Source organism: Streptomyces sp. NPDC042201 (assembly GCF_055582185.1).
The window spans coordinates 96,161-122,135 of record NZ_JBVJDS010000011.1; the positions used below are offsets into that span (position 1 = coordinate 96,161).

Here is a 25,975-nt window from a genome sequence, read left to right on the forward strand (position 1 = left end):
GGCCGGAGAGACTCGGGGTTGCCGGAGGCACAGTCACTCCGTCATTCTCCTGCGGGGCCCGACGGGACGCGCGTGCGCGGCGGGTCAGGCGGGCTGGGCGGTGTCCGTCAGGGCCTTCTCCACCCATTGGCGCAATGCGGGGGCGGGCACGGCTCCGGCCTGACGTGCGACGGGCCGGCCGTGGTCGAGGACCAGCAGGGTGGGCACGGCCTGGACCTCGAAGCGCCGGGCCACGGCAGGCGATGCGTCGATGTCGACCTTGACGAGTTTGATCCGGCCGGCCAATTCGGTGGCGACCTGTTCGAGCGCGGGGCTGACCATGCGGCAGGGTCCGCACCAGGTGGCCCAGAGATCAACCAGGACGGGCAGCTCGGACTGTTCCGCGACGGTGCCGAAGTCCGCGTCGCCGGCTGCGGCGATCCAGGGGAGGGGAGCCTGGCAGTTGCCGCACCTGGGCCGGCCCTGCGCGGCGGCGGGCAGGCGGTTGGCCTTGCCGCAGTTGGTGCAGCGGACGGTGGCGGCGCTCATGCGGCCCCCTCCTCCGGCTCGTCCTGGAAGGTGACGACCAGCTCGCCTTCCCGGGCGTCGACCAGGATGGTCACGCCCTCGCGGACCTCGCCGCCGAGCAGCGCACGGCCGATCTTCGTCTCGACCTCGTGCGAGATGAAGCGGCGCAGCGGCCGGGCTCCGTAGACCGGGTCGTACCCCTCGGCCGCGATCAGGCGGCGGGCCTCCTCGGTGAGGACGAGGGTGATGCGCTGTTCGGCGAGGCGCCGGCGCAGCTCGTCGAGGAGCAGGTCGACGATGCGTTCGATCTGCGCGAGGCCGAGCGGGTGGAAGAGCACGATGTCGTCGACGCGATTGAGGAACTCCGGCCGGAAGTGGCTGTTGAGCTCGCCCATCACCAGGTCACGTGCCTCGGGCTTGATCTCGCCGGCGGCGGTGGCGTCCTGGAGCAGGTACGCGGAGCCGAGGTTGGAGGTCATGATGACGACGGTGTTGCGGAAGTCGACGGTACGCCCCTGGGCATCGGTGATCCGGCCGTCGTCCAGCACCTGGAGCAGGGTGTTGAAGACATCGGCGTGGGCCTTCTCGATCTCGTCGAAGAGGACGACCGCGTAGGGCTTGCGGCGTACCGCCTCGGTGAGCTGGCCGCCCTCCTCGTACCCGACGTACCCGGGGGGTGCGCCGACCAGGCGGCTGACGGTGTGCCTCTCCTGGTACTCACTCATGTCCAGGCGGATCATGTTGCTCTCGCTGTCGAAGAGCGCGGCGGCGAGGGTCTTGGCGAGCTCGGTCTTCCCGACGCCGGTGGGGCCGAGGAAGATGAAGGAGCCGATCGGCCGGCGCGGGTCTCGTACGCCGGAGCGGGCCCGGATCACCGCGTCGGCGACCAGCTGGACGGCTTCGTCCTGTCCGACGACCCGCTCGCGCAGGATCTCGTCCAGGCGCAGCAGCTTCTGCCGTTCGCCCTCCTGGAGCCGGGTGACGGGTATTCCGGTCCAGGCGGAGACGATCCCGGCGATCTCGTCGGCCGTGACCACCTCGCGCAGCAGCCGGGTCTCGCCCTGCTTCTCGGCGAGCTGCTCCTCTTCGGCGGCGAGGCGGCGCTCGAGTTCACTGATGGTGCCGTAGCGGAGCTGGGCGGCGCGATTGAGGTCGTACGCGCGTTCGGCCTCCTCGGCCTCCTGCCGGGCGCGTTCCAGCTCCTGACGCAGTTCCTGGACCCGGCGGATGGCCTGGCGCTCGGCCTCCCACTGGGCGTGCTTGGCGTCCACCGCGGAGCGCAGGTCGGCGAGTTCACGGCGGAGGTCCTCCAGGCGGGCGCCGCTGGCGGGGTCGGTCTCCTGGCCGAGCGCCGCCTCCTCGATCTCCAGCCGGGTGGCCCGGCGGGTGAGTTCGTCGAGCTCGGCGGGCATCGAGTCGATCTCGGTGCGCAGCCGGGCGCACGCCTCGTCCACCAGGTCGATGGCCTTGTCGGGGAGGAAGCGGTCGCTGATGTAGCGGTGGCTCAGGGTGGCGGCGGCGACCAGCGCGCCGTCCTGGATCTTGACGCCGTGGAAGACCTCCAGGCGCTCGCGGATGCCGCGCAGGATGGAGATCGCGTCCTCGACGGTCGGCTCGTCCACCAGGACGGTCTGGAACCGGCGTTCGAGGGCGGCGTCGGACTCGATGCGCTTGCGGTACTCGTCCAGCGTGGTGGCGCCGATCATGTGCAGTTCGCCGCGGGCCAGCATCGGCTTGAGCATGTTGCCGGCGTCCATGGCGCCCTCGGCGGCGCCGGCGCCGACGACCGTGTGCAGCTCGTCCACGAAGAGCAGGATCCGGCCCTCCGCTCCCTTGACCTCGGCCAGCACGGCCTTGAGCCGCTCCTCGAACTCGCCGCGGTACTTGGCGCCGGCGACCAGGGAGCTCATGTCGAGGGAGAACACGGTCTTGTCCCGCAGCCCTTCCGGGACGTCGCCCCGTACGATCCGCTGGGCCAGGCCCTCGACGATGGCGGTCTTGCCGACACCGGGCTCGCCGATCAGTACGGGATTGTTCTTGGTCTTGCGGCTGAGGATCTGGATCACCCGGCGGATCTCGGCGTCCCGGCCGATCACCGGGTCGAGGCGGCCGGTGCGGGCCTCCACCACCAGGTCACGGCCGTACTTCTCCAGGGCCTCGTAGGCGTCCTCCGGATTGGCGGAGGTGACGCGCTGGTTTCCGCGCATCCGGGTGAGCGCGGTCAGGAAGGTGTCCTTGGTGACGCCCTGTTCGGTCAGCCGGCGGCCGGCGGCGGTGGCCGGCCCCTCGCCCACCAGGGCGAGGACCAGATGTTCGGTCGAGACGTACTCGTCCTTGAGCCGCCTGGCCTCCTGCCCGGCGGTGTCGAGCAGCCTGGCGAGCCGCTGGGTGACCATCACCTGGCCGGGCGCCGCGCCCGGGCCCGTGGTGCGCGGGCGCGTGGCGAGGTCTGCCTCGACGGCGGCGCGCAGCGCGGCCGGGTCGGCGCCCGCCTGGCCGAGCAGCCGGGTCGTCAGACCGTCCTGCTGGTCGAGCAGGGCCAGCAGCAGATGTTCGCCGTCGACCTCGTTCTGGCCCAGCCGCACCGCGACGCTCTGTGCTTCCTGCACGGCTTGCTGGGACTTCTGGGTGAGACGGTTCATGTCCATGGGGTTCGCTCCTTGACCGCCCGCTCGCTGTGGCGCAGCTCTCGCTCCAGCCGCTCGATACGGTCGAGGAGGTCGAGGACGAGCCCGATGGCGGCGTAGTTGAGGGACAGTCCGGTCCGCAGCCGCTGGACCCGGGCGATGGCCGACGGGGCGCCGGTACGGAACCACAGCCGGCCGCCCGCGTCCCGCTCGGCGTCCACCAGCCCGAGGGCGACGAAGCGGCGGACCAAATCGGGTGGCAGGCCACTGCGGAGGGCGACGCTGTCCAGGGACAGCCGGTAGGGATCCACCCGGTAGATCCGCGCCAGCGGATAGCCGGCGCCGGCGTACTCCTGTCCGGCGCCTTCAGCGGGAAGATGCCGATGGGCTCTCATGTCTGCTTCCTCGGGTCGAAGGTCGAGACGGCGGCCAGCTCCTCGAACAACTCACGTTCGCGCGGGGTCGGCGAGGGGGGCACCCGCACCCGGATCTCGGCGTAGAGGTCACCGGGTGAGCCCTTGGGATGGGGCATCCCCTCACCGCGCAGCCGCAGCCGGCGGCCGGTGGAGGTACCCGGCGGGACGTGGACCTTGGCGGTGCCGCCAGGACCGGTGACCGGGACGGTCGCTCCGAGCGCGGCCTCCCACGGGGTGACGGGCAGGTCGACGTGGATGTCGCGGCCCGAGAGGCGGTAGCGGGGGTGCGGGGCGATACGGACCACCAGGTAGAGATCCCCGGCGGAGCCGGGACCGCGGCCCCGGCCGCCCTCCCCCGCGAGCCGGATCCGCTGGCCGTCGACCACACCGGCCGGAATGTTCACGTCGTAGCCGCGCTCCCCGCCCGGGCCGCCGAGGGTGATCTTCCGGCGGCCACCCCGGTATGCCTCTTCCACAGTGAGGGTGAGTTCGGCCTCCTGGTCGGCGCCGGGGACCGGCCCGCCGCCGCCCCGGCCCGCCCGGCCGCCGAACATGCCGCCGAAGAGATCCTCGAAGTCGATGCCGGAGGTGTCGAAGTCCCCTTCGGTCCAGACCTGGGAGCCCCGTCGGCCGGTGTCCCCGCTGCCGCTCCCAGTTCTGCTCCCGCTCGCGCTCCCGCGGAAGGGGCCGCCGTACGAGCCGCCGCGGTACGCACCGCCTCCGCCGAAGCCCTGGGCGGCGGCCGCCCGTTCGTCGTAGTCCTCGGGGATCTGGCGGAAGTCGGCGCCGAAGCGGTCGTAGCGGGCCCGGGTGTCGGGGTCGGAGAGCACGCTGTACGCCTCGTTGATCTCCTTGAAGCGGTCCTCGGCCGCGGGATCGCGGTTGACGTCCGGATGATGCTGGCGGGCCAGGGTGCGGAACGCCTGCTGGATCTCGGCCGCGTCGGCAGTGCGCGGGACGCCCAGTATCTCGTAGTAGTCGCGTGCCATGGCGCTCTCACTCCTGCTTGCGGCTGACCGCTACGGCCGCGGGCCGCAGTTGCCGGTCGCGCTCGCCGTAGCCGGGGCGCAGCACCTGAACGACGGTGCCCGGGGCGGTGTCCGGGGCGTCGACCACGGAGACAACCTCGTGCAGCGTGGGGTCGAAGGGGACACCGGTCTCGTCCTGGCGCGGGTAGCCGAGGTTGCGCAGCACCTCGACGGCCTGGTCGCGGACCGCCTGGACCCCCTGGACGATCGCGCCGGGGTCGGCGCCCGCGTGGGCGAGTGCCAGTTCGAGGTTGTCGAGGACCGGGAGCCAGGCCGCGGCGACCCTGGCGCGCTCGGCCTCCAGTTCGCGGGGACGGTCGCGGGCGTGGCGCTTGCGGAGGTTGTCCAGGTCGGCGAGGGCACGCCGCCAGCGGTCCTCCAGCTCTTCGGCCTTGTCGGCCTCGTGGGCATCCTCGGCCTCGTCGGCCTTGTCGGCGTCGGGCGCCGAGGGGGCCTGCTGCTGCTCGGGCGTCTCCCCCTCCGAAGGCTCCGGCGGGGACGCCTCCCGCAGGGGACGGGCCTGGTCGTGTTCGGACATCACGCCGCCTCAGCCCCGGTCGAACTCGGCGTCGATGACGTCGTCGTCGCCACCCGAAGGCTTACCCGAGGGCGTTCCGCCGGACGCCGGCCCCGGCTGGGCGCCGGGCTGCGCCGACTCGCCGGAGTGGGAGGCCAGTGCGGCGAAGACCTGCTGGAGTTCGGAGGTGAGGTTACGGGCGCGGTCCACCGGCGCGTCCTCCTTGACGGCTGTGCGCGCCTCTTCGATCAGCAGCTCGGCACGGGCCCGCTCGTGCTGCGGCGCGGCGTCACCGAGGTCGTTCAGCCGGCGCTCGACCTGGTAGGCGGCCGCGTCCAGCTCGTTGCGGGCGTCGACGGCCTCGCGCAGCGCCTGGTCGGACGTCCGGTTACGGTCGGCCTCGGCGATCATCCTTTCGACCTCTGCCGGGTCGAGGTTGGAGCCTTCGCTGATGGTGATCGACTGTTCGGTGCCGGTGTCCTTGTCCTTGGCACTGACCTTGAGGATGCCGTTCGCGTCGATGTCGAAGGTGACCTCGATCTGGGTCTCCCCGCGCCGTGCGGCCCGGATGTTCTCCAGCCGGAAGCGGCCCAGCACCCGGTTGTCGGCGGCCAGTTCGCGTTCGCCCTGGAGCACCACGACGTCCACGGCCGGCTGGTTGTCCTCGGCCGTGGAGAAGATCTCGGACCGGCGGGCGGGGATCGTGGTGTTCCGCTCGATGATCTTGGTCATCACGCCGCCCGCGGTCTCCACGCCCAGCGAGAGCGGGGTGACGTCGAGCAGCAGGACATCCTTGACCTCGCCCTTGAGCACTCCGGCCTGGACAGCGGCGCCCAGCGCCACCACCTCGTCCGGGTTGACGCTCATGTTGGGGTCCTTGCCACCGGTCAGGCGCCGTACCAGCGTCTGCACCGCCGGGATCCGGGTCGAGCCGCCGACGAGGATGACCTCGTCGATGTCGTTGTCGGTGACCTTCGCGTCGCCCATCGCCTGCTTCACCGGGTCGAGGCAGCGCTCCACGAGGTCGGCCGTGATCTGATCGAAGGTGGAGCGGCGGACGGTCTCGGTGAGGTGCTTGGGCCCGGAGGCATCCGCGGTGACGAACGGCAGGCTCACCTGGGTCTGGGTGACCGAGCTCAGCTCGGTCTTGGCCTTCTCGGCCGCCTCGAACAGCCGCTGCAGGGCCTGCGGGTCCTTGCGGAGGTCGATGCCCTCGGTCTTCTGGAAGTCGTCCGCCAAGTGGTCCACCAGCCGGCGGTCGAAGTCGTCGCCGCCGAGGTGGGAGTCGCCGGCCGTGGAGCGTACCTCCACCACGCCGTCGCCCACGTCCAGGATGCTGACGTCGAACGTGCCACCGCCGAGGTCGAAGACGAGGACGGTCTCATGGCCCTTCTTGTCCAGCCCGTAGGCGAGCGCCGCCGCGGTCGGCTCGTTGATGATCCGCAGCACCTCGAGACCGGCGATCTTCCCCGCGTCCTTGGTCGCCTGCCGCTGCGCGTCGTTGAAGTACGCCGGCACCGTGATCACGGCCTCGGTCACGCGCTCGCCGAGCGACTTCCCGGCGTCCTCGGCGAGTTTGCGCAGCACCTGGGCGCTGATCTCCTCAGGCGCGTACTGCTTGCCGTTCACGTCGAAGCGGGCCACCCCGCCCGGCCCCTCCACCACGTCGAAGGAGACCGCCCTTGCCTCGTCGGAGACCTCGTCGTAGCGGCGGCCGATGAATCGCTTCGCGGAGGTGATCGTGCCCTTGGGGTTGAGGATCGACTGCCGCCGGGCGAGCTGCCCGACCAGGCGCTCGCCGTTGTCGGAGAAGGCGACCACCGAGGGTGTGGTCCTGGAACCCTCGGCGTTCGGGATCACCGTCGGCTCACCGCCCTCCCAGACCGCGATCACCGAGTTGGTGGTACCGAGGTCGATACCGACTGCCTTCGCCATGAGAATCTCCTCCGTAGTGATACGGACCGGACGGCCGTAGTGATCCGGACGGCCGTAGCTGTACGTACCGGACGGCCGTAGTGGTACGGATCGGACGGCGCGGCCGTCGGCGGCACCCGCACGGGCTCGCACCCACACCTGCTCAAAGCGTCGCTCGGCGCTTCCCGCCCCGCCTCGCCCTGGCAGGACGAACCCGCGGCGGCTCTCCGGTCCGCAAGGACGGCGTGGAGCTCCCGGCGGCTCGCCGTGAACTCCGCGCCGGGCAGCGTAATGTGGTGAAAGGGGTGCTCTTCCGAACGAAGGGACCTTTTATGGTTGCCGTCCCCTTCACGACGGCCCCCTCTCTCCGACCGGTCCTGCAGCCCGTCGCGGGCCCGTACACCCGCCGGAACCTCAGCGCGGCGACACTCGACGACGCCGACGCGTGCGAGGTGCTGTGGGCCGCCACGGCCGCCATAGCCGCGATTGGTCCGTTCACGACCGAAGCGGCTTATCTCGTGCACCACCGCGCGCCACAACGCTGCCCACCATGGAATGCGGCCGCCGCGGGCACGTCACGGCCCGGCGGCACAGCGGCCGCCGGCCGCCTCGAACGATGGATCGGCGCCCTGGACGGCCACAGTGGACGTCTGCACGACGGCGAGGACGGCGACGCCTCCTGGATACGGGCCATCGCGCTGCGTCACCGCGAACGCTGCCTCGGTTACCTCGTCATCCGCGCGCGCTACCCTCCCTCGGCCGAGGAAGCCGTACTGGCCGATCTGCTCGCCCGGCAGGCCGGGATCGCGCTCGCGAATGTCGCCCTGTGCCGGTCAGAGCGGGCCCGCACCGAGGAGCGCGCCACTGTCTCCGTTCTGGAGAGCCGAAGCGAATACCACGACGCGCTGTCCCGCGTCGCGGCCTCCGGCCGGGGCGAGGAAGGCATCCTCGAAACCCTCCACGAACACACGGGGCTCCCGGCGCTGACCGAAGACCTCTTCGGCAACCTGCGGGCCTGGGCGGGCGCCTCCCGCCCCGAACCGCCCGGACGGGAGCCCCGGCAGTGGGACGAGCTGCTCGGAAACGCACGGCACCGGCCCGGCGCCGTCCGTGACCGGGACCGGCTGATCGCCCCCGTCGAGATGGCCGGCGAGCTGCTCGGCATGATCTCCCTGGTCGACCCGGACCGGCGGGCGACGGAGATGGACGCCTCCGCCCTCGAACGGGCGGGCCTGGTCCTGGCCCCGGAGCTCTCACACGAGCGCGCACTCGCCGAGCTGGAACCACGGCTGCGGCATGACCTCGTCGAGAAGCTGATCTCGGGCAGGGCGACCGAGGACGTCTTCGCCCGCGCGGCCACCTTCGGCCACGATCTGCACCGGCCGAACCGCGTCGCCCTGCTGCGCTGGCCCGGACCCGCCGAACAGGCGGCGCTCGGCGACGCGGTCGCGCGGGCAGCCGAGCGCCTGCGGCTGAACGTACTCATCGGCGCCCGCCGGGACACCACGGTCGTCCTGGTCGCGGGGCTGGAAGCCGGGGACGCACTGTACCGAGCCGTCTCGGACAGCCTCGGCGCCCCCGGAGCCGTCGGAGTGGGCGGCCGCTGCGAGTGCCCCGCGGACCTTCCGCACTCCTACGACGAGGCTGTCCGCGCCCTCGCCGTACGCCGCGGATCTCGCGATCCGCACGGCAGCACCGACTTCGAGGAGCTCGGTCTCTGCCGCATGATGGGCACCGGCGACGGCGAACGGGAAGCCGACCGGTTCGTACGGGAATGGCTCGGCGCCCTGCTGGACTACGACTCCCGCCACCACACCAGCCTGGTCGCCACGCTCTCCCACTACCTGGAGAGCGGCGGCAGCTACGACGCGGCCTCGGACCTCCTCTGCATCCACCGCAGCACGCTGCGCTACCGGCTCCAGCGGATCCGTGAGATCACCGGCCACGACCTGGGAGACGTCGAGACCCGGCTCAACCTGCACGTGGCGACGCGCATCCGCAACGTCCTGACAGAACCCCCCTGAGCTTCCTCGAGCCGGCGGGCCCGGCACGCCAGTTTTGAACCAGGAGCGCGGGGCAACCGGCCGCTATGGACAGAAACGAAGAGGTAGAAGAGGTAGTCGAGACCCGTGGCAACGAGCATCACGTAGTGCTCGCCGCTGACGCCAATGGTGACGGCAAGACGGACGTATGGATGACCGACACCACGGGTGACGGGAAGGCCGACCTCTACCAGTTCGACACCACTGGCGACGGACAGATCGACGTCACCATGGTCGAACAGGCAGACGAGGCCGGCGAGGACCGGGTCGTGGTCGAAGGCGACGGCGGCCATCCGGTAGAGGCCTGAACCCCTCTCCCTGACGCACGTTGCGTCGGGATCCGGCCGGGGCAGCGTCAGGCCGCGTCCCGTAGGTGCGCCTGTGCCCATTCCTCGAAGCTGGTGAGGGGGATGCCGAGGGCCTGCGCGTACTCCGGCCGGGCGGGCTGGCCGACCACGTTCATCCGTTCGTGCGAGGCGCCCATCCCTGGCATCCCGGCGGCGGTCGCCTCCTCCTCGGTCATGTCGGGCGCGGTCAGTTCGGTGCCCAGAGTCCGGGAGAGGATCTCGGCGATATCCGTCATCGTCAGGCACTCGCTCGCCAACTCCAGCTCGACGCCGTCGAATCGCTCCGGCGCGGCAAAGGCCGCAGCGGCGGCGTTGCCGATGTCGTCGACCGCGACAAGAGACAGCTGGGTCTCGGGCTTCACAACGCTTACGAGTCCGCCCTCGACACCTCGGGGGAACAGGAAGGCCATGGAGGGCAGGAAGTTTTCCATGAAGAAGCCCGGCTTGATGAGCGTCCAGTGCGTGAAGCCCGCTTCACGGACCCTGTCCTGGATCCCGGCCTTGGTGGCGAAGTAGGGCTCCATCGCGGCCCAGCGGCCCTCCGCCCAGCCGGGGGCCTCGGTGTGCTGCCCGGCGCCGGAGACGGACGAGTGCACGAACTGCGGCACACCGGCGGCCATCGCACCCTCGATCAGATTGACGGCCTGCGCCAACTCGCCCTCGAAAGCACGCCCGTTCATCTCGGGCATCTGCACCGAGAAGACGGCACGGGCCCCTTCGGCGGCCCGGGTCACGGAGTCGCGGTCGTCGAGATCGGTTCGCCGCGCTGCTGGCCGACGTCGAGCAGTACATCCTCGCCCCCCATCAGCCTGAACCACGAGCGGGCCCGGCATCGCACCTTGCGGCGCGGCCCGCTCTCGCTGTCCGACCGGCTGCTGGCCACCGTGATCCGACACCGCTGGAAGACACAAGTCAGAGCACTGACCGCACTGTTGGGCTCACCAAGGCAGGCAGTCGGCAACGCGGTCCACGAGATCACCCCGGTCCTGAAAGGGCTCAGCCACCCCATCAAGCCCGCCCCGATCACCCCAGCCACCGCCCAGGACCTCGCGAACCTCATCAGACAGGGCAGCACCAAAACGATCAGCTATTAATCGACAGCTCCCTGCTCCTCGGCCACGCCCATGTCGGCGTCACAGCCGACGTCTACGCCCACGTACGCCTCCGCGTACGACGCGGCAGGCAATACCCGTGAGTACGACACCGGTATCGGCCAGTTCATCAGCGTCGACCCACTGCTGAATATCGACCAGCACCAATCTCTGAACGGCTACGCCTACGCCAACAACACTCCTGTCACGGCGTCCGATCCCACGGGGCTCCGCCCCGACGGGGCCTGCGGTGGAAGCAATAGTCAGTGCAACGGAAGTACCGAAACTTTCACTAAGACCAAGTCGGGCTGGAACTTCAGCAGTACTAAGAATGACACCGGCTTGACCATCTACGACACAACAGCGTTCAACAGAGTTGAAAACTCTGCACTCTCCCACATAACAACCGTCATCTATGACTCCATGCCGGATCCATCGGGGGCCGCGGCGCTGCTGGACTCCTTCTGGGAGTCTTACCAGCCGAAGTATTACGAAAGTGACTGGAGCCGCCAGCTCACTGCTTATGCGACGGCAGTAAATGTCTGTCATCAGTCCAGCGAATGCCCGGACGACGTCCTCGACCTCTTCTACGGCATTCAGCTGAATATAATCGCCAGTGATGTCGGCATAAGCAACGGCGTCCCGCACGTCAGACCCGCTATGACAGGTAAATCCGGGTCCGGAAAGCCTGGAAGGACCGGAAATCCTGGAAAGGCCGGAAGTCATTTTAAATGCTTCCTTGCCGGTACCGAAGTGCTTATGGCGGACGGAACGGCCAAGGCGATCGAGGATGTTGAAGTCGGCGACTCGGTCCAGGCGACCGACCCTGAGACAGGTGAGTCTGGGCCCCGCAAGGTGACTCAACTCATCGTCACAGTGGACGACAAGCACTTCAACACCCTTTCCATAGCGACAGAGGACGGTGTCGAACGCCTCACGACAATGATACGAGCACCCCTTCTGGTCGCCCTCCGAGAAGCATTGGCTGGGAGCGGCCGAGCTGATGCCCGGCATGACGCTGCTCACTGACGACGGCGACACCGTGATCGTCACAGCAAACCGAGCCTTCACCAAGCACGCCCGGACCTACAACCTCACCGTGGACGACCTCCACACGTACTAGGTGCTGGCGGGCGAGACACCTGTACTCGTTCACAACAGCAACTGCGGTGGGCGTTGGAAATTGGACGAAGATTATTCCAAGCCCAATAAGAATGGCGTCGCGCCATCCTTGTCCACCATGCGTAAGCGATTTTGGAAGAACGAAGCGGCGGAGCCGGGCGCCGCAGACCAATACGGTGCCACGAACATCGGTCGCATGAAGCGGGGATCGGCGCCACAGCGGCAGCGTCCGGACGGATCGTGGGAATCAATGGAGCTGAGCCAAGAACCTATTCCCGAGCGGGATGGTGGGATGTTGCTAACACCGTGATGGCCAGAGGATCATGCAATTGTGGATCCCGGAGGATACCGTAGGCTCCCGCCCGGTTACTAACGCTGCGGACGGGCGCGGCACTAGTGCCCTCTGGCGCCGCGTTCAAGCGCGCTGCTCAAGTCGGGACGATCTAGGAGGATTCAAGTGAGCACAAGTGGGGCGCAGGCGGTGGCCTTCTTCCGCGAGATCGTTCAGACTCGTACCATTTGGTGGGTTCGAGATGACGACGGCAGTCCGACGCCGGTCTCAAGTTCTGGGCGACCAGCATTTCCCTATTGGTCGTCGGAGGCCCGTGCGCAGCGCGCTGCTCAGCTATGGGGTCCTCAATTTCGTGCTGTTTCAATGCCGCTGGATCATTGGCGAAGCGCGGCTTTGCCGGATCTAGCCAAGGATGACTTCCGGGTAGGGATTAATTGGAGTGGACAGCACCTAACTGGGTGGGACTTCACTGTCAATGAAGTGATCAATCGTCTCATTCGCGAGCTTGGCGAACCACCATACGACCGGTAGATTCGGTTGAGTGACAGCGCTCGGGCGCAGCTTGAATTGTCCTCTTAAGAGCGGTCAGAAGCCCCACCAAGATTTGTTTTTGGTGGGGCTTCTGTGGTGCTTGACGGCAGCGCTGACGGCAATGTCAGCGGAGACGTCTGCGGCGGGTGGGTCGTCGGGGGTGTCGGTGGGGTAGAGGGCGTTGCCGAGGGTGTCGATGGCGTGGCGTTGGAGTGTACGTGGCTGCCTTGGCGCCGGTGGTCTTGACGAGCGGGTGGGGTTGACCGGCCGGTGTCTTGTATCCGTACTTCGGTGGCGCCGACGTAGAGGATCGTGTCGCCATCTCCGGTGGCGCGGCGGATGAGGAGAGTCCACACGGGCACGAGCAACGCCGTCACCACGAGCGTCGTAGGTGAAGCACTGGTTGTGGGCTTTGGTAGTGCCGCCAAGGGTCGTGGGATCGAGGATGGACTCGACGTTGCCGGCGTCGTCCTGGGCGAAGTTGAGGTCCTGCAGCATGTACGCGTGAGTCTGGTCAGTGACGTGACTGCGGGTGAGCCGGCCGGTGCCCGCCTCGTACGTGTTGGTGATGTAGGTGTTCTTGGCACCCGCGCCGAGGGTGAGTTGTTCGGCCTGGCCGAGGGCGGAGTAGGTGACGCCAAGAAGGTAGGTGTTGGTGCCGGAGAGTCCGGTGGTCAGTCCGAGAGAGTTGTACTACGGCTGAATGATCTCGGTGGGGAGGCCGGCGATGCCGGGTTCTTTGGTGTTGTTGACGCTGCCGTCGAGACGGTAGTCCGTGCCGAAGGTCGTCTTCGCGGTCACCGCGCCCGAGGTGACCAGTGGGTCATCGCCCGGCAGAATGACATCGGCGCTGGTGGCGCGGCCGAGGCTGTCGTAGGCGGTGACCTGCTTGGTGTAGGCCTTGCCAGTGACTCCGCCGTGCCGTCATCACTGACGACAAACTGAACCTGCCGCCTGACCCCCGAAGCGAACAGATCACCCACATATCGAAAGCAGACCGCTCAGCCTTCTTCGCGCCTCGAACTCCCCACCAGGCAAGGGGCGTTACCGCTCCGTCGCTTGGTGATTACTCCAAGCGAGATGTCGACGCTCGCAACGGGATCTTCCGCAACGCGAAGCAAAGATCATCAAGCCCGGGACGGACCTTCCGGCCGCGAACGCCTCAGACTTCACCGACCAACCGGCCACCCGCCTCCAGAAGCCCGCTCGCTGAGCGTCACAGACTCCGGGGGAAGCCCTCGCTCATCAGCGTGCGGCGGGTGGCCGCGCCGGCCCTTCGTCGGCCCCGCCCGCGTCAAAGCAGGGCGGGGCGAGGCGGGCCCCGCTGCTTGCCGGACAGCCTTGCGGGCGATGAGTTCTAGCTCGGCCACACCGAGACGTTGTCGATGTTGAGCCATGTGCCGCCGGGGCCGTCCGTCCATATGCCGATGCGGGCCGTGCCGGTGGTCACCGTGAACGTCACCGTGCGCTTCGTCCAGCCGGGCCGGCTGGTGCGCAGGTCGGTCCGGATGTCCGGCCCGCCGTGGTTCTTGACCTCGGCGTAGGCCAGGTTCTGGCCGCCGCTCGACTTGTGGTCGAAGGACAACGTGTAGGTGCCGTTGGGCAGGGTGAGGTCCTGCCTGACCCAGGCCGAATAGGGGCTGGGGTGCCACATCGTGAGCTGCCGGTCGTCGGGGCCGTTCGTGCCCACGTCGGTCTTCGCCGCGCCGGCGGTGCCGGAGACGTCCCACTGCGGTGGGGCGACTCCGGCGGCGTCCTGGTCGAACCGCCCGTTCGCCACCTCGTTGACCGTGAGGGTGCCCGCCGCGGCGTCGACGTCGACGTCGGTGCTGCCGTGCAGCTTCGGGATGCCCGAGGCGAAGGTGACCGGGTACCAGGCGTTGCGGCCGACGCCGTCGGGGGCGGGTGCGGCTCCGTCCTTGAACTGGGAGTACCGGTCGCCGTTGTACAGGTAGGAGGTGCCCTGGCTGCCGACGACGGGGATGATCTGCTCGAACTGGGTGCCGAAGGAGTTGGCCGAGGAGGGCTCGGTCGGGACCGTCTTCCATCCGCTCCAGCCGGTGAGGTCGCTGCTCGTGCGGTACGAGGTCGGCGTGGCGTTCCACCAGTCCTTGCCCGAGGCGAACATGTAGTACGTCGCGCCCGCCTTCACGATGGCGGGCGCCTCGTGGACGTTGTCCCACACCGACGAGATCGCGGGCTCCACCGCGGTCCAGTTGCTGTTGAGGGGTGCCACGTTCACGGAAACGTTCCGGGTGGTGGCGTTGTCGCCGACGTAGACGAGGTAGGCGTTGTCGCCGTCGACGAAGACGGAGTGGTCGCCCATCGTGTTGCCGTTGACGGTCGTACTCGGTCCGGTGGGGGTGTAGGTGCCGTCGACGGTGGGGCTGGTGGCGAACAGCACGTTGTTCCCCAGCGCCCCGTCGACCTCCACCACCAGTACGAACGTCCCGGACGCCGGGTTCCGTACGAGCTGGGGGCGCCCGAGCCAATTCCCTTCGGCGAGGTCTCCCTCGGTGCCGTCCTGGCTGAGGATGGGGCCCTCGAACGTCCAGTTCTCCAGATCGGTCGAGCTGTAGAGGTTGACGTCCTTGGCCGCTCCGCTCACGAGCTTGGTGCCCGCCCAGTAATAGGTGGATCCCACCTTGAGCACGTTCCCGCCCTGGGCGAGGATCTCGTTGCCCGCGGTGTCGTGCCACATCGTGTCATTGGCGATGAAAGACGCGGGTTCCGCGGCGGCGGCCGTCGGTGAGAGGCTGCCCGCGGCGGCCGTCGCCAGGGCGACGGCGGCGGCCAGGGCGCCAAGGCGTAGTTGGTGCGATCGAGTGTTCATGTGGCTCCTCCGTGATCGATCCAAGCGGCCGGATCCCCCGTGGTCTGAAAAAAATTATCACGACGGCTACCAATCGCGTCATGGGTGTGAAATAAATTTGCGCATGGTGGTCGGGCCAACCTTCGCCCACCGGCTCCACACACGTCTCAGCGCACAGGAGTACCCATGGGAAGAGAGTCGGGCCCCTCACCCGCTCCGCCGACAACGACCTGGCGGCGGGACAGGCGCCGGCTGACCGGATGGGCGTTCGTCCTGCCCTTCGCGATCCCGTTCCTCGTGGCGGTCATCGCTCCGATCGCTTACACGATCGGGCTCAGCCTGTTTCAGGAACGGCTCATCGGCGGCGTCTCGTTCGTCGGCCTGGACAACTACCAGGAGCAGCTGACCGACCCGCGCTTCTGGGACGCGGTGGGCCGGGTGAGCCTGTTCGTCCTCATTCAAGTGCCGGTCATGATCGGCCTCGCGCTCGCCGCGGCCCTCGCCCTCGACAGCGCGAAGCTGTACGCCCCGGCCCTCTTCCGGCTCGGCATCTTTCTCCCATACGCGGTGCCCGGCGTGGTGGCCGCACTGCTCTGGGGCTATATCTACGGCGCACAGTTCGGCCTGGTCGGAGACCTCAACGCGTTCTTCGGGACCGCACTGCCCGACCCGCTCTCGAGCGCACTGATCCTGCCGTCCATCGGCAACATCGTGCTCTGGCTGTACGTCGGCTACAACATGCTCGTCTTCTACGCCGCCCTGCAGGCCGTGCCCCGCGAACTGTACGAGGCCGCGACGATGGACGGAGCGGGCGCCTGGAGGATCATCCTGAGCATCAAGCTGCCCGCCATCCGCTCGACAACCGTCGTCGCCGCGGTCTTCTCGGTGATCGGCGGCTTCCAGCTCTTCAACGAGCCCAACATTCTCCGAGGGCTGGTACCCAACATCATCAGCACCGACTTCACGCCCAACATGTACGCCTACAGCCTGTCGTTCGCCGGGCAGCAGTACAACACCGCCGCCACCGTCGCGGTGGTCATGGGTGTGGTCACGGCCGTCGTCGCCTTCACCGTGCAGCGCCGCGGTACGGGGAGGACGGCATGACGAACACGCTCAAGGAGCCGCCCTCCCGCGTGGACACCGCGCCCGGGAAGCCGTCCGGCCCGGCGCGGCCCGCCGGGAAACTCCGCCGGAGCACCGCGCGCCCCGGGCCACGCCCGCGCCGCTCGGTCCTCCTCACCCTGCTCATGGCGCTCCCGCTCGTGTACAGCGTGATGCCGCTGCTCTGGCTCGTCATCAACTCCACCAAGTCGCGCGAGCAGCTGTTCTCGACCTTCGGCCTCTGGTTCGGCAGCGACATGTCGCTGTGGGACAACATCGTCGGAGTCGTCACCTACGACGACGGCATCTACCTGCGCTGGCTCGCGAACACCGTGTTCTACGTCCTGGTCGGCGCCGGAGGCTCCACCTTCCTCGCCGCGCTCGCCGGATACGGCCTGGCCACGTACGACTTCCCCGGCAAACGCGCGTTCCTCGCGGTGGTCCTGGGCGCGGTCGCCGTTCCCAGTACCGCCCTCGCGGTGCCGACCTTCCTCCTCTTCAGCGAACTGGGCATGACGAATACGCCGTGGGCCGTCCTGGTTCCCGTGCTCGTCACCCCGTTCGGGCTCTATCTCCTGTTCAGCTACGCCCAGGAGGCCGTACCCGACGAGGTCATCGACGCGGCGCGGGTGGACGGTGCCGGAGAGTTCCGTATCTTCTTCTCCGTCTCGTTGCGGCTGCTGGCGCCGGCGCTCGTCTCCGTCCTCCTCCTGGAGATCGTCAGCGTCTGGAACAACTACTTCCTGCCGCTGATCATGCTCAACGATCCCGCGTGGTTCCCCCTGACCGTCGGGCTCAACCAGTGGAACAACCAGGCGGCCACCGCCGACGGCGAAGTCGTCACCCACCTGGTCATCACCGGCTCGCTCCTCACGATCATCCCGCTCGTGGTCATCTTCCTCGGCCTCCAGCGCTACTGGCGCTCGGGCCTGGCAGCGGGAAGCACCAAGGGCTGACACCCATCTCATCAGCAGCCACCACCGCAGCACCCGCGACCCGGCCCTGTCCCCACGGGCCGGCCGGACACACACCCTCAGCCAAGAACGGAGCAGCACCATGCTCATCGGACGACGCCGCAGAACCGCCACACTCGCCCTCACCGCCGCGCTCACCGCACTGGCCCTGACCGCCTGCGGCACCGGCACGGACGCCGCAGGACCTGGGACCGTCGGCGAGGCCGACATCGAGGCAGCCCTGGACAAGCCGACAGAACTCACCGTGTGGACCTGGTCGGCGAGCGTGCCCGACGTGGCCAAGGCGTTCGAGAAGAAGTACCCCAAAGTCAAGGTCCGCGTCGAGAACGTCGGAACGAGCGTCGAGCAGTACACGAAGCTGCAGAACGCCATCAAGGCCGGGAAGGGAGGACCGGACCTGGCGACCGTCGAATACAGCGCCATCCCGCAGTTCGCGCTCTCCGGCGCCCTCGTCGACCTCACCCGGTTCGGCTTCGACGACCTCAAGGACACCTTCACTCCCGCGACATGGGAGTCCGTGAACGTCGGTGGCAAGCTCTACGAACTGCCTCTCAACGCGGGGCCGATGGCGCTCTTCTACAACAAGAAGACCTTCGACAAGCACGGCATAGCGGTGCCGGCCACCTGGGACGAGTACCTGAAGGCGGGACAGGCGCTCCAGGCCGCCGACCCCGACACCTACATCGCGGCCGACAACGGCAACGTCGGACTCACGCAAAGCCTGATCTGGGCAGCCGGCGGACGGCCGTTCACCGCCGACGGCGACAAGGTGACGGTCAACCTCCAGGACAACGGATCCAAGAAGTTCGCCGACTACTACCAGCAGCTCATCGACGACAAGCTCCTTTCGCCCGTGGCCGGTTGGAGCACCGAGTGGTACGAGGGCCTGGCGAAGGGCAACATCGCCACGCTCCTCTCGGGCGCCTGGATGGCGGGCACACTGGAGTCCGGTGTCCCCGGTGGCGCCGGCGACTGGCGGGTGGCACCGCTGCCCTCCTTCGACGGCAAGCCCGCGAGCTCGATGAACGGCGGCGGCAGCCTCGCGCTGCTGGAGCAGAGCAAGAACCAGCTCGTCGCCGCCGCGTTCCAGCGCTTCCTCAGCACGGGCGAAGGCGCCGACATCACGCAGAAGGCCGGCTCCTTCCCCGCTCGTACCTCGGTCCTCGGGTCGCAGGAGTTCATCGGACAGAAGTCCGCGTACTTCGGCGGCCAGCAGGTCAATCAGGTCTTCGCCGACTCCCTGGACGCCGTCGGCAAGGGCTGGCAGTACCTGCCGTACGACGTCTACGCCGGAAGCATCTTCAACGACAAGGTCGGCAAGGCGTTCACCGGTGGCACGACGCTCGGCGAAGGGCTCAAGGACTGGCAGGACGCCCTGGTCACGTACGGCAAGAGCCAGGGATTCACGGTCGGTCAGTCATGATCCCGGGACGCCTGTGCTGGAGAGTAGTCTGTGAGCACTGATGAACCGTCGGCCCGGAGCGCGTCCGCCACGGTGACACCTCAGCGAAGTCCAGGGGCTGCCGCCCAGGAGCCGGACGGCCCGAAAGGCCGTCCGGCCGGTATCGAAAGGTGGCGCATGAACGGAGTGGACGAGGTCAGTCCACTGGAGCTGCTGCGCTCGGCGCTGCCCGGTCTCTCCGGGGCGAAGCTTCGCGTGGCCGAGGTGATCATGGCGAACCCGGACGTCGTGGGCCGCAGCTCGATCACCTGGCTCGCTGAGCAGGCGGGCACATCGGCGGCGACGATCACACGGCTGTCGACGTCGCTGGGCTTCGACGGCTTCCCCGAGCTGCGCGCCGCTCTCGCCCGGGAGCACGGCCGCGATGTGCAGGCCGGCTGGGAGAAGGACATCGGCTCGGCCATCACGCCGGACGATCCCGCCGACAAGGTGCTGAGCATCCTCGCGGGCAACCAGCTGACCGCGGCGCGCAACGCGATGGCCTCCGTCGACCTGGAAGCCCTGGAGTCGGTGGCGGACCGTATCGTCGCCGCCAAGCGGGTGCAGCTGTTCGCCGAGTGGGGCGACGCTCCCCCGGCCCACGAGCTGTACCTGCGGCTGTTCCGGATCGGCATCCCGGTCTGGTTCGGTGAGGGCGCCTACTTCTCGCAGGTCGGGGCGAGCCTGCTCAACGAGGGCGACGTGGCGCTCCTCGTCTCACGATCCGGCGAGAGCCCGATCGCGGCGAAGTTCGTCAGGACAGCGCGCGACCACGGCGCTTTGACCGCGGTGATCACGGGCAGCCCCGACTCCGCCCTCGCGGGCGCGGTCGATGTGGCCGTACACACCGGGACCGGCCTGGGCAACTCGTGGACGGACTACTTCGCGGGCCGGGCCAGTGACACGCTCGTGGGTGGCCTGCTGTGGGCCCTGGTCGCCCAGCGCGTGCCCGACCGGATCTACGAGCGGATCAGCGAGCACGATTTCCTTGAGCCGCCCTCGGCGAAACCGGCTCGCCGCAAGGCCCGGTGAACCGGCCCGGCGGGGGTTCCCGCCGGGCGGAACACCACAACACAACACACCACACCTCAGAGACCCAACACCCCGACGTCAGCTGCTGAGCATCTGACGCGGCGGGGCGGCTTCTCCGCGCCGTCCGCACGGCCACACCGTGCCGAGCGGCCACACCGTGCCGAGCCACCGGATACGCCAACGGGCCCGGGTTCCCGAGCCCGTTGGCGTACGCCCGTACCGCCCGCGCCCGTTGCCGTACGCACCTACCGCCCCGTTCCTGTTGGCGAACGCCCTTATGGTCCAGGCCCGTTGGCGTAAGCCCGTACGCCCGTGGCTGTCCTGACCTTGATCCCACCAGAGAGAGCGAAGAGCCTCCCATGCCCGATCTCAGCATCGCCGACGACGGCTTCCGCCTCGACGGCGAACCGTTCCGCATCATCTCCGGCAGCCTGCACTACTTCAGGATTCATCCCGGTCAGTGGGCCGACCGGATCCGCAAGGCCCGTCTCATGGGCCTCAACACCGTTGACGTATACGTCCCCTGGAACCTGCACCAGCCGCGCGAGGACGTGTTCAGGATGGACGAGGGCCTGGACCTTCCCCGCTTCCTCGAACTATGCGCCGAGGAGGGCCTGCACGTCCTGTTGCGTCCCGGGCCCTACATCTGCGCCGAGTGGGAGGCCGGCGGACTGCCGTCCTGGCTGCTCACTGATCCCGGCATCCGGCTCCGGACGTCCGATCCCCGCTACCTCGGGCCCGCCGAGCGGTACTTCGCACGGCTGCTCCCCCACGTACGGCCCCTGCTGTCGACCTCGGGCGGACCGGTGATCGCCGTCCAGGTCGAGAACGAGTACGGCGCGTCCGGCGCCGGGGACCGCGGCTACCTCGACCGCCTCGTCACCCTGCTGCGCGAAGGCGGTGTCGACGTACCCCTGTTCACCAGCGACCAGCCGGGCGACCTCGAGGACGGCAGCGTCCCCGGCGTCCTCAAGACCGCCAACTTCGGGGGCAACGTCGCCCGGAACCTCAGCGCGCTGCGCAGCCGGCGGCCGGACGGGCCGCTGATGTGCGCCGAGTTCTGGGTGGGCTGGTTCGACCGCTGGGGCGGCGCCCACCACACCCGGGACGCCGAGGAGGTCTCCGGCGCGCTGGACGAGCTGCTGGCCGCGGGAGCGTCCGTCAACATCTACATGCTCCACGGAGGAACCAGCTTCGGCTTCACCAACGGCGCCAATTTCAAGGGCCGTTACCGTCCCACCGTCACCTCCTACGACTACGGCTCCCCGCTCGACGAGGCAGGGGATCCCACCGACACCTATCGGAGCTTCCGCTCCGTCATCGGCAGGTACGCGCCGCTGCCCGCCGAACCGGTTCCGTCCCCCGGCGCCAAGCTCCGTGTGGAGGGCATCCGGCTTCCGAACAGTGCGTCGCTGCTCGGGCAGGCCGACCGGATCGGCGTCACCACACGTTCGGACCGCCCGCTCACCATGGAAGAACTGGGCCAGGCGTTCGGCTTCGTGCTGTACGAGACCGAACTGCCCGCCGCCGGGGCCGGAGTGCTGCGCGTACCGGGGATCCATGACCGCGCGCAGGTCTTCGTCGACGGACAGCCGGTCGGTGTCCTCGAACGCGAGCACCAGGAGCACGTCATGAGCTTCCGGTCTCCCGCCCCGGGGGCGCGTCTGGTGATCCTCGTGGAGAACCAGGGACGGGTGAACTACGGCCCCGCCCTCGGCGACCGGAAAGGCATCGTCGGCGACGCCACCTTCAACGAGGCCGTGCTCACCGGCTGGAGCTGCACGCCGCTGCCGCTGGAAACCCTCGACGCGCTGTCGTTCACAGAAGCCGGACCCGCGGTCGGCCCCGCGGTCGGGCCGGCATTCCACCGGGGAACGTTCGAGGTGGCGGAGCCTGCCGACAGTTTCCTCCACCTCGACGGCTGGACCAAGGGCAACGCCTGGATCAACGGCTTTTCCCTCGGGCGGTATTGGTCCCGCGGGCCTCAGCGGTCCCTGTACGTCCCCGCCCCGGTGCTGCGCGCGGGACAGAACGAGCTGGTCGTCCTCGAACTGCACGGCACAACGGCCGCCACCGCCGATCTCACGGACGTCCCCGATCTCGGGCCGGCCGAGGAGTGAGGAGCGAGGAGGAGCGGGAAAGGCGCGAGGGTGCAAAAGTTTTGCATGCATAGAATCAAATTCGTCGATAAATGATAATCTCTTTCAGATCGTTCCACCGATGACGCGCGACATGAGAAGGCGAGCAGGTATGCAACGGGTGTCGGTCGACTCCGATGTCACTGTCATTGGCGGCGGCCTCGCGGGGGTCGCGGCCGCCATCGGTGCGGCCAGGGCCGGTGCCCGGGTCGCGCTGGTCAACAACCGGCCCGTGCTCGGCGGCAACGCGAGCAGCGAGATCCGGGTCTGGGTCTGTGGTGCGACGGCACACGGCGCGCAGAAGTACGCCCGTGAGACCGGCATCATGGGCGAGCTGTTCCGGGAGAACCAGTACCGCAATCCCGAGGGAAACCCGTACCTGTGGGATCAGGTCGTGCTCGACGCCGTCCGCGCGGAGCCCGGTATCCGGCTCTGTCTCAACACCGACGTACGCGACGTGGAGGCCGACGGCCCCGACGACGACCGGACCGTGCGGGCTGTCACCGGATGGCAGATGGACGCGGAGCGGATCATCCGCTTCACCGGCCCGGTCTTCATCGACGCGACGGGCGACGGCCTGGTCGGCGCGCTCGCCGGAGCGTGGTTCCGCACCGGCCGGGAGGCCGCCCACGAGTTCGGCGAGAAGTGGGCACCCGCGGACGAGGACTCCGACATGCTGGGAAGCACGATGTTCTTCTATACGAAGGACACCGGGCAGCCCGTCACGTTCGTCCCGCCCTCCATCGCCAAGGACGTCGCGGCCACCTCGATCGTACGCAACCGCCCGATCAGCACCACGGCCAACGGCTGCGACTACTGGTGGATCGAGTACGGCGGCGACCTGGACGCCCTCGCCGACGCCGAGGAGATCCGCGACGAACTGTGGGCCGTGACCTACGGGATCTGGGACCACATCAAGAACTCGGGGAAGTTCGACGCCGACACCCTGACCCTGGAGTGGGTCGGCTCAGTGCCGGGGAAGCGGGAGTACCGACGCTTTGTCGGCGACCACGTACTCACCCAGCAGGACATCATGAACCAGACGCTCTTCACCGACGCCGTCGGGTTCGGCGGCTGGTCCATCGACCTGCATCCCGCCGGCGGGATGTACGCCGAGGCCGCCGGGTCCGAACACCTCTTCCCGGCGGGGGTGTACCACATCCCGTTCCGCAGCCTCTATTCCAAGAACGTACGCAACATGCTGCTCGCCGGGCGCGACATCTCCGCGAGCCACGTCGCGTTCGGGACCACACGCGTCATGGCGACCTGCGCCGTTACCGGGGAGGCCGCCGGTGTGGCCGCGGCCTTGTGCGCCCGGGACACACTCACACCCCGCCAACTGGCTGACAGCCAGCTCGAATTGCTCCAGCAGACCCTGCTACGCCACGACGCCTCCCTCCTCGGGGTCGAGTGGCGCGACCCCGCCGACCTCGCCTGGTCGGCCACCGCCGGCGCCTCCAGCGAACTGCGCGAACTGCGCGTGGAACCGGAGCCCGGCGAGCCGACGAGCCGTCAGCCGCTCGACGGCCATGATGTGGGGCTCCTCTTCCCGGTCGCCCCGGCGATCGACGGCGTCGACCTGCTCGTCGACGCCACGGAGCCGACTGCTCTCGAACTCGAACTGTGGGCGACGGACGGCGGCGAGAACCACATCCCGGTCCGCCTTCTCGACCGCGCCACCGCCCCACTGGTCCCCGGCGAACAGTGGATCCACGCGCCCTTCGCCCACAAGGCCCCCGGCGGAGTGAACGTGGTGGTCCTCATCAGGCGCAACCCCGCCACCGCGCTCGTGGTCGTCGACCGGCCGGGCCCGTACGGCGTGCTCGGACTGGTCAGCCGCACCCCGCGCACCGATGCCGGACGACCGCAGACCAACGCCTGGTCCGCCGAGGAACTGCGGCGCCGCTCCCCGGTGTTCCGGGTCCTGGGCGAGAGCGACGCCTACCGCGCCCACGAGGTGACCGGCCCGTTCCAGCGTCCGTACAACGGTCCCCGGCTGTGGTCGTCCCTCCCGCTCCACACCGACCCCGAGCCGTGGGTACGCCTGGACTGGACCGAGCCCCGGTCCATCAGCACGGTCGACATCATCTTCAACGACGACGTCGACCTCGACCTCATCAACCTGCACCACCACTACACGCCGTACCCCGTCATCCCCGAACTCGTCCGGGACTACCGGCTGGAGGCACTGTCGGCCGACGGCTGGCAGGTCCTCGCCCCGGTCACCGGCAACCGCGACCGGCGCCGCTCCCACACGCTGCCGGAACCCGTCGTCGCCACCGCGCTGCGGCTGACGGTGACCGCCACCAACGGATCCGCGTGGGCGACCGTCGTCGCCCTGCGCGCGTTCGACGCCGCCCAGTAGTTCTCTCACCACGACACCGGTGTCCGGGACGGACCCGGTGTTCGAGCCGCAGGAAGGGCAGAGGAAGCCATGATCCGACAAGCCATGATCCGACGCAGAACACTGCTGGCCGCCGCAGGTGGCGGCCTCCTGAGCAGCGCCCTGGCCACGGGCACCGCCCGCGCCGACGCCACGGCGACCGTAAACCCGTCGGTGACGTATGGAACTTGGGAAGGCTGGGGCACCTCCCTGGCCTGGTGGGCAAACGTCTTCGGCGAGCGGGACGACTTCGCCGACATCTTCTTCACCACCGATTCGGTGCCGTACAACGGCAGAACACTCCCCGGCCTGGGCCTGAACATCGCCCGCTACAACCTCGGGGCGTGCAGCTGGAACAGTGTCAACGGCACGAAGATGCAGTCCTCCGTCAACATTCCCGACTTCAAGAAGATCGAGGGCTACTGGCAGGACTGGAACAACGAGGACGTCACCTCATCGGCCTGGGACTGGACCGCGGACGCGACGCAGCGGGCGATGCTCATCAAGGCGACGCGGCGGGGTGCGAAATCGGAGCTGTTCGCCAACTCCCCCATGTGGTGGATGTGCAACAACCACAATCCGTCCGGCGCCTCGGGCGGCGGCAACAACCTCCAGCTCTGGAACTACCGCCAGCACGCCTCCCATCTCGCCGCCGTCGCCCTGTACGCCAGGGACAACTGGGGCGTGAACTTCAGCACGGTGGAGCCGTTCAACGAGCCGAGTGCGGCCTGGTGGAGTTCGGGCGGCAGCCAGGAGGGCTGCCACATGGACGCGTCTGTTCAGTCGGCCGTACTTCCTTACATGCGAAGCGAGTTGGACAAGCGCGGTCTGACGAGTACGAGGATCGCGGCGTCGGACGAGACGAACTACGACCAGGCCCGCGGCCACCTGGAACCAGTTCGGCCCGGCAGCGAAGGGCTATGTGGACCAGGTCAACGTCCACGGCTACCAGGGTTCCGGCGGCCGCCGCGACCTCCTCTACGCGGACGTGGTGACGACGGCCGGCAAGGACCTGTGGAACTCCGAGAACGGCGACAATGACGCCAGCGGCTGGTCCCTCGCGAACAACCTGCTCCTCGACTTCCGCTCGCTGCACCCGACCGCCTGGGCCTACTGGCAGGTGCTGGACCCGAACCCCGCCTGGGCGCTGATCGCGTACGACCGGAACACGCTGGAGGCCGGTGCCGTACAGCCGAAGTACTACGTGATGGCGCAGTTCAGCCGCCATATCCGGCCGGGCATGACGATCCTCCAGACGGCCGTGAACCACGCGGCCGCCGCCCTCGACAGGTCGGCGAACCGCCTGGTCATCGTGGCGGCCAACACATCGACATCGGCCCAGACCTTCACCTTCGACCTCTCCCGCTTCACCACGGTGGCGGGCGGCTCGGGCGGCCTGGTCCCCCGGTGGAACACGGCGTTCGGCGGGGCGGGCGACCTCTACGCCTCGTACTCGGACACGTATCTCTCCGGCAAGACGGTGAGCGTGCAGCTCGCGGCGAAGTCGGTGCAGACCCTGCAGGTGGACGGGGTGGTGGTGTGACGATGCGCCGGGGGTCAGGCGTATGAGGCCCTCGTGGGTCCGGGGCCGTACGACGGCTCGCATCGTGAACCAGGGGCCCGCAGGAACGTGAGCGTCCGAAGGCGAAGCACACCTTGG

The 25,975-nt window shown here is 68.6% G+C and carries 17 protein-coding genes and 5 pseudogenes; 14 read left to right on the forward strand and 8 right to left on the reverse strand.

From position 1 onward, the window contains the following. Positions 1–84 precede the first annotated feature (84 nt). From trxA to dnaK, 6 genes are read right to left on the reverse strand one after another with little or no spacing between them, the layout of a single operon-like run. Positions 85–528 (reverse strand): thioredoxin, encoded by a 444-nt coding sequence (trxA, locus tag ACZ6MZ_RS25540; RefSeq protein ID WP_469354505.1) that lies wholly within the window; start codon positions 526–528, stop codon positions 85–87. Then, a complete protein-coding gene (gene clpB, locus ACZ6MZ_RS25545; RefSeq protein ID WP_469354507.1) occupies positions 525–3,155 on the reverse strand; it encodes an ATP-dependent chaperone ClpB in 2,631 nt (876 codons plus the stop codon). The genes trxA and clpB overlap by 4 nt, the downstream gene beginning before the upstream one ends. Then, positions 3,146–3,529: a chaperone modulator CbpM gene (locus ACZ6MZ_RS25550; RefSeq protein ID WP_389785593.1), complete on the reverse strand. Its 384-nt coding sequence runs from the start codon at positions 3,527–3,529 to the stop codon at positions 3,146–3,148. The genes clpB and ACZ6MZ_RS25550 overlap by 10 nt, the downstream gene beginning before the upstream one ends. After that, complete coding sequence (locus ACZ6MZ_RS25555) at positions 3,526–4,539, reverse strand: DnaJ C-terminal domain-containing protein (RefSeq protein ID WP_469354509.1); 1,014 nt, start codon at positions 4,537–4,539, stop codon at positions 3,526–3,528. Before ACZ6MZ_RS25555 ends, ACZ6MZ_RS25550 begins: the two co-directional genes overlap by 4 nt. A 7-nt stretch (positions 4,540–4,546) precedes the next feature. Continuing rightward, a complete protein-coding gene (locus tag ACZ6MZ_RS25560; RefSeq protein ID WP_469354511.1) occupies positions 4,547–5,116 on the reverse strand; it encodes a nucleotide exchange factor GrpE in 570 nt (189 codons plus the stop codon). A gap of 9 nt (positions 5,117–5,125) precedes the next feature. Continuing rightward, positions 5,126–7,030 (reverse strand): molecular chaperone DnaK, encoded by a 1,905-nt coding sequence (dnaK, locus tag ACZ6MZ_RS25565; protein WP_469354513.1) that lies wholly within the window; start codon positions 7,028–7,030, stop codon positions 5,126–5,128. 311 nt (positions 7,031–7,341) lie between these two features. On the opposite strand from dnaK, the gene ACZ6MZ_RS25570 reads away from it, so the two are divergent. Beyond that, complete coding sequence (locus ACZ6MZ_RS25570) at positions 7,342–9,033, forward strand: PucR family transcriptional regulator (RefSeq protein ID WP_469354515.1); 1,692 nt, start codon at positions 7,342–7,344, stop codon at positions 9,031–9,033. Between the two features lie 65 nt (positions 9,034–9,098). After that, on the forward strand, positions 9,099–9,359 hold the full coding sequence (locus tag ACZ6MZ_RS25575; protein ID WP_384192681.1) for a hypothetical protein: 261 nt from the start codon (positions 9,099–9,101) through the stop codon (positions 9,357–9,359). A 47-nt stretch (positions 9,360–9,406) separates the two neighbouring features. Here ACZ6MZ_RS25575 and ACZ6MZ_RS25580 read toward each other — a convergent pair. After that, positions 9,407–10,153 (reverse strand): annotated as a pseudogene (locus ACZ6MZ_RS25580) (NmrA family NAD(P)-binding protein); the annotation flags it as partial. Positions 10,154–10,155: 2 nt separating this feature from the next. Between ACZ6MZ_RS25580 and ACZ6MZ_RS25585 the strand changes: the two are divergent. From ACZ6MZ_RS25585 to ACZ6MZ_RS25605, 5 genes and pseudogenes are all read left to right on the forward strand, one after another. After that, positions 10,156–10,492: pseudogene (locus tag ACZ6MZ_RS25585) on the forward strand (ISAzo13 family transposase); the annotation flags it as partial. A 30-nt stretch (positions 10,493–10,522) separates the two neighbouring features. Next, positions 10,523–10,660 (forward strand): annotated as a pseudogene (locus tag ACZ6MZ_RS25590) (hypothetical protein); the annotation flags it as partial. Between the two features lie 555 nt (positions 10,661–11,215). Further along, a pseudogene (locus ACZ6MZ_RS25595) lies at positions 11,216–11,609 on the forward strand (polymorphic toxin-type HINT domain-containing protein); the annotation flags it as partial. Between the two features lie 483 nt (positions 11,610–12,092). Then, on the forward strand, positions 12,093–12,434 hold the full coding sequence (locus tag ACZ6MZ_RS25600; protein ID WP_469354755.1) for a DUF2750 domain-containing protein: 342 nt from the start codon (positions 12,093–12,095) through the stop codon (positions 12,432–12,434). A gap of 339 nt (positions 12,435–12,773) precedes the next feature. After that, a complete protein-coding gene (locus ACZ6MZ_RS25605) occupies positions 12,774–13,379 on the forward strand; it encodes a hypothetical protein (RefSeq protein WP_469354518.1) in 606 nt (201 codons plus the stop codon). Between the two features lie 412 nt (positions 13,380–13,791). Here ACZ6MZ_RS25605 and ACZ6MZ_RS25610 read toward each other — a convergent pair whose 3' ends face one another. Then, positions 13,792–15,267, reverse strand: coding sequence for a family 43 glycosylhydrolase (locus tag ACZ6MZ_RS25610; protein WP_469354520.1), 1,476 nt, complete (start codon positions 15,265–15,267; stop codon positions 13,792–13,794). A gap of 165 nt (positions 15,268–15,432) precedes the next feature. On the opposite strand from ACZ6MZ_RS25610, the gene ACZ6MZ_RS25615 reads away from it, so the two are divergent. From ACZ6MZ_RS25615 to ACZ6MZ_RS25645, 7 genes and pseudogenes are all read left to right on the forward strand, one after another. Next, positions 15,433–16,350 carry a carbohydrate ABC transporter permease gene (locus ACZ6MZ_RS25615; RefSeq protein ID WP_389785577.1) on the forward strand — a complete coding sequence of 306 codons (918 nt, stop codon included), beginning with the start codon at positions 15,433–15,435 and terminating at the stop codon, positions 16,348–16,350. Continuing rightward, entirely contained in the window at positions 16,347–17,303 is a 957-nt protein-coding gene (locus ACZ6MZ_RS25620) for a carbohydrate ABC transporter permease (protein WP_469354522.1), read from the forward strand. Before ACZ6MZ_RS25615 ends, ACZ6MZ_RS25620 begins: the two co-directional genes overlap by 4 nt. Before the next feature lie 100 nt (positions 17,304–17,403). Next, positions 17,404–18,744 carry an ABC transporter substrate-binding protein gene (locus ACZ6MZ_RS25625; protein ID WP_469354524.1) on the forward strand — a complete coding sequence of 447 codons (1,341 nt, stop codon included), beginning with the start codon at positions 17,404–17,406 and terminating at the stop codon, positions 18,742–18,744. 156 nt (positions 18,745–18,900) lie between these two features. Then, positions 18,901–19,794, forward strand: coding sequence for a MurR/RpiR family transcriptional regulator (locus ACZ6MZ_RS25630; protein WP_469354526.1), 894 nt, complete (start codon positions 18,901–18,903; stop codon positions 19,792–19,794). Between the two features lie 359 nt (positions 19,795–20,153). Then, complete coding sequence (locus tag ACZ6MZ_RS25635; protein ID WP_469354528.1) at positions 20,154–21,914, forward strand: glycoside hydrolase family 35 protein; 1,761 nt, start codon at positions 20,154–20,156, stop codon at positions 21,912–21,914. 130 nt (positions 21,915–22,044) lie between these two features. After that, positions 22,045–24,297, forward strand: coding sequence for an FAD-dependent oxidoreductase (locus tag ACZ6MZ_RS25640; protein ID WP_469354530.1), 2,253 nt, complete (start codon positions 22,045–22,047; stop codon positions 24,295–24,297). 84 nt (positions 24,298–24,381) lie between these two features. Next, positions 24,382–25,858: pseudogene (locus ACZ6MZ_RS25645) on the forward strand (glycoside hydrolase). Positions 25,859–25,975: the final 117 nt, after the last annotated feature.

Bases quoted from the DNA above. Each gene is read 5' to 3' on its own strand.
- trxA (WP_469354505.1), bottom strand. From the start codon at position 528: ATGAGCGCCGCCACCGTCCGCTGCACCAACTGCGGCAAGGCCAACCGC.
- clpB (WP_469354507.1), bottom strand. From the start codon at position 3,155: ATGGACATGAACCGTCTCACCCAGAAGTCCCAGCAAGCCGTGCAGGAA.
- ACZ6MZ_RS25550 (WP_389785593.1), bottom strand. From the start codon at position 3,529: ATGAGAGCCCATCGGCATCTTCCCGCTGAAGGCGCCGGACAGGAGTAC.
- ACZ6MZ_RS25555 (WP_469354509.1), bottom strand. From the start codon at position 4,539: ATGGCACGCGACTACTACGAGATACTGGGCGTCCCGCGCACTGCCGAC.
- ACZ6MZ_RS25560 (WP_469354511.1), bottom strand. From the start codon at position 5,116: ATGTCCGAACACGACCAGGCCCGTCCCCTGCGGGAGGCGTCCCCGCCG.
- dnaK (WP_469354513.1), bottom strand. From the start codon at position 7,030: ATGGCGAAGGCAGTCGGTATCGACCTCGGTACCACCAACTCGGTGATC.
- ACZ6MZ_RS25570 (WP_469354515.1), top strand. From the start codon at position 7,342: ATGGTTGCCGTCCCCTTCACGACGGCCCCCTCTCTCCGACCGGTCCTG.
- ACZ6MZ_RS25575 (WP_384192681.1), top strand. From the start codon at position 9,099: ATGGACAGAAACGAAGAGGTAGAAGAGGTAGTCGAGACCCGTGGCAAC.
- ACZ6MZ_RS25605 (WP_469354518.1), top strand. From the start codon at position 12,774: ATGAGGAGAGTCCACACGGGCACGAGCAACGCCGTCACCACGAGCGTC.
- ACZ6MZ_RS25610 (WP_469354520.1), bottom strand. From the start codon at position 15,267: ATGAACACTCGATCGCACCAACTACGCCTTGGCGCCCTGGCCGCCGCC.
- ACZ6MZ_RS25615 (WP_389785577.1), top strand. From the start codon at position 15,433: ATGGGAAGAGAGTCGGGCCCCTCACCCGCTCCGCCGACAACGACCTGG.
- ACZ6MZ_RS25620 (WP_469354522.1), top strand. From the start codon at position 16,347: ATGACGAACACGCTCAAGGAGCCGCCCTCCCGCGTGGACACCGCGCCC.
- ACZ6MZ_RS25625 (WP_469354524.1), top strand. From the start codon at position 17,404: ATGCTCATCGGACGACGCCGCAGAACCGCCACACTCGCCCTCACCGCC.
- ACZ6MZ_RS25630 (WP_469354526.1), top strand. From the start codon at position 18,901: ATGAACGGAGTGGACGAGGTCAGTCCACTGGAGCTGCTGCGCTCGGCG.
- ACZ6MZ_RS25635 (WP_469354528.1), top strand. From the start codon at position 20,154: ATGCCCGATCTCAGCATCGCCGACGACGGCTTCCGCCTCGACGGCGAA.
- ACZ6MZ_RS25640 (WP_469354530.1), top strand. From the start codon at position 22,045: ATGCAACGGGTGTCGGTCGACTCCGATGTCACTGTCATTGGCGGCGGC.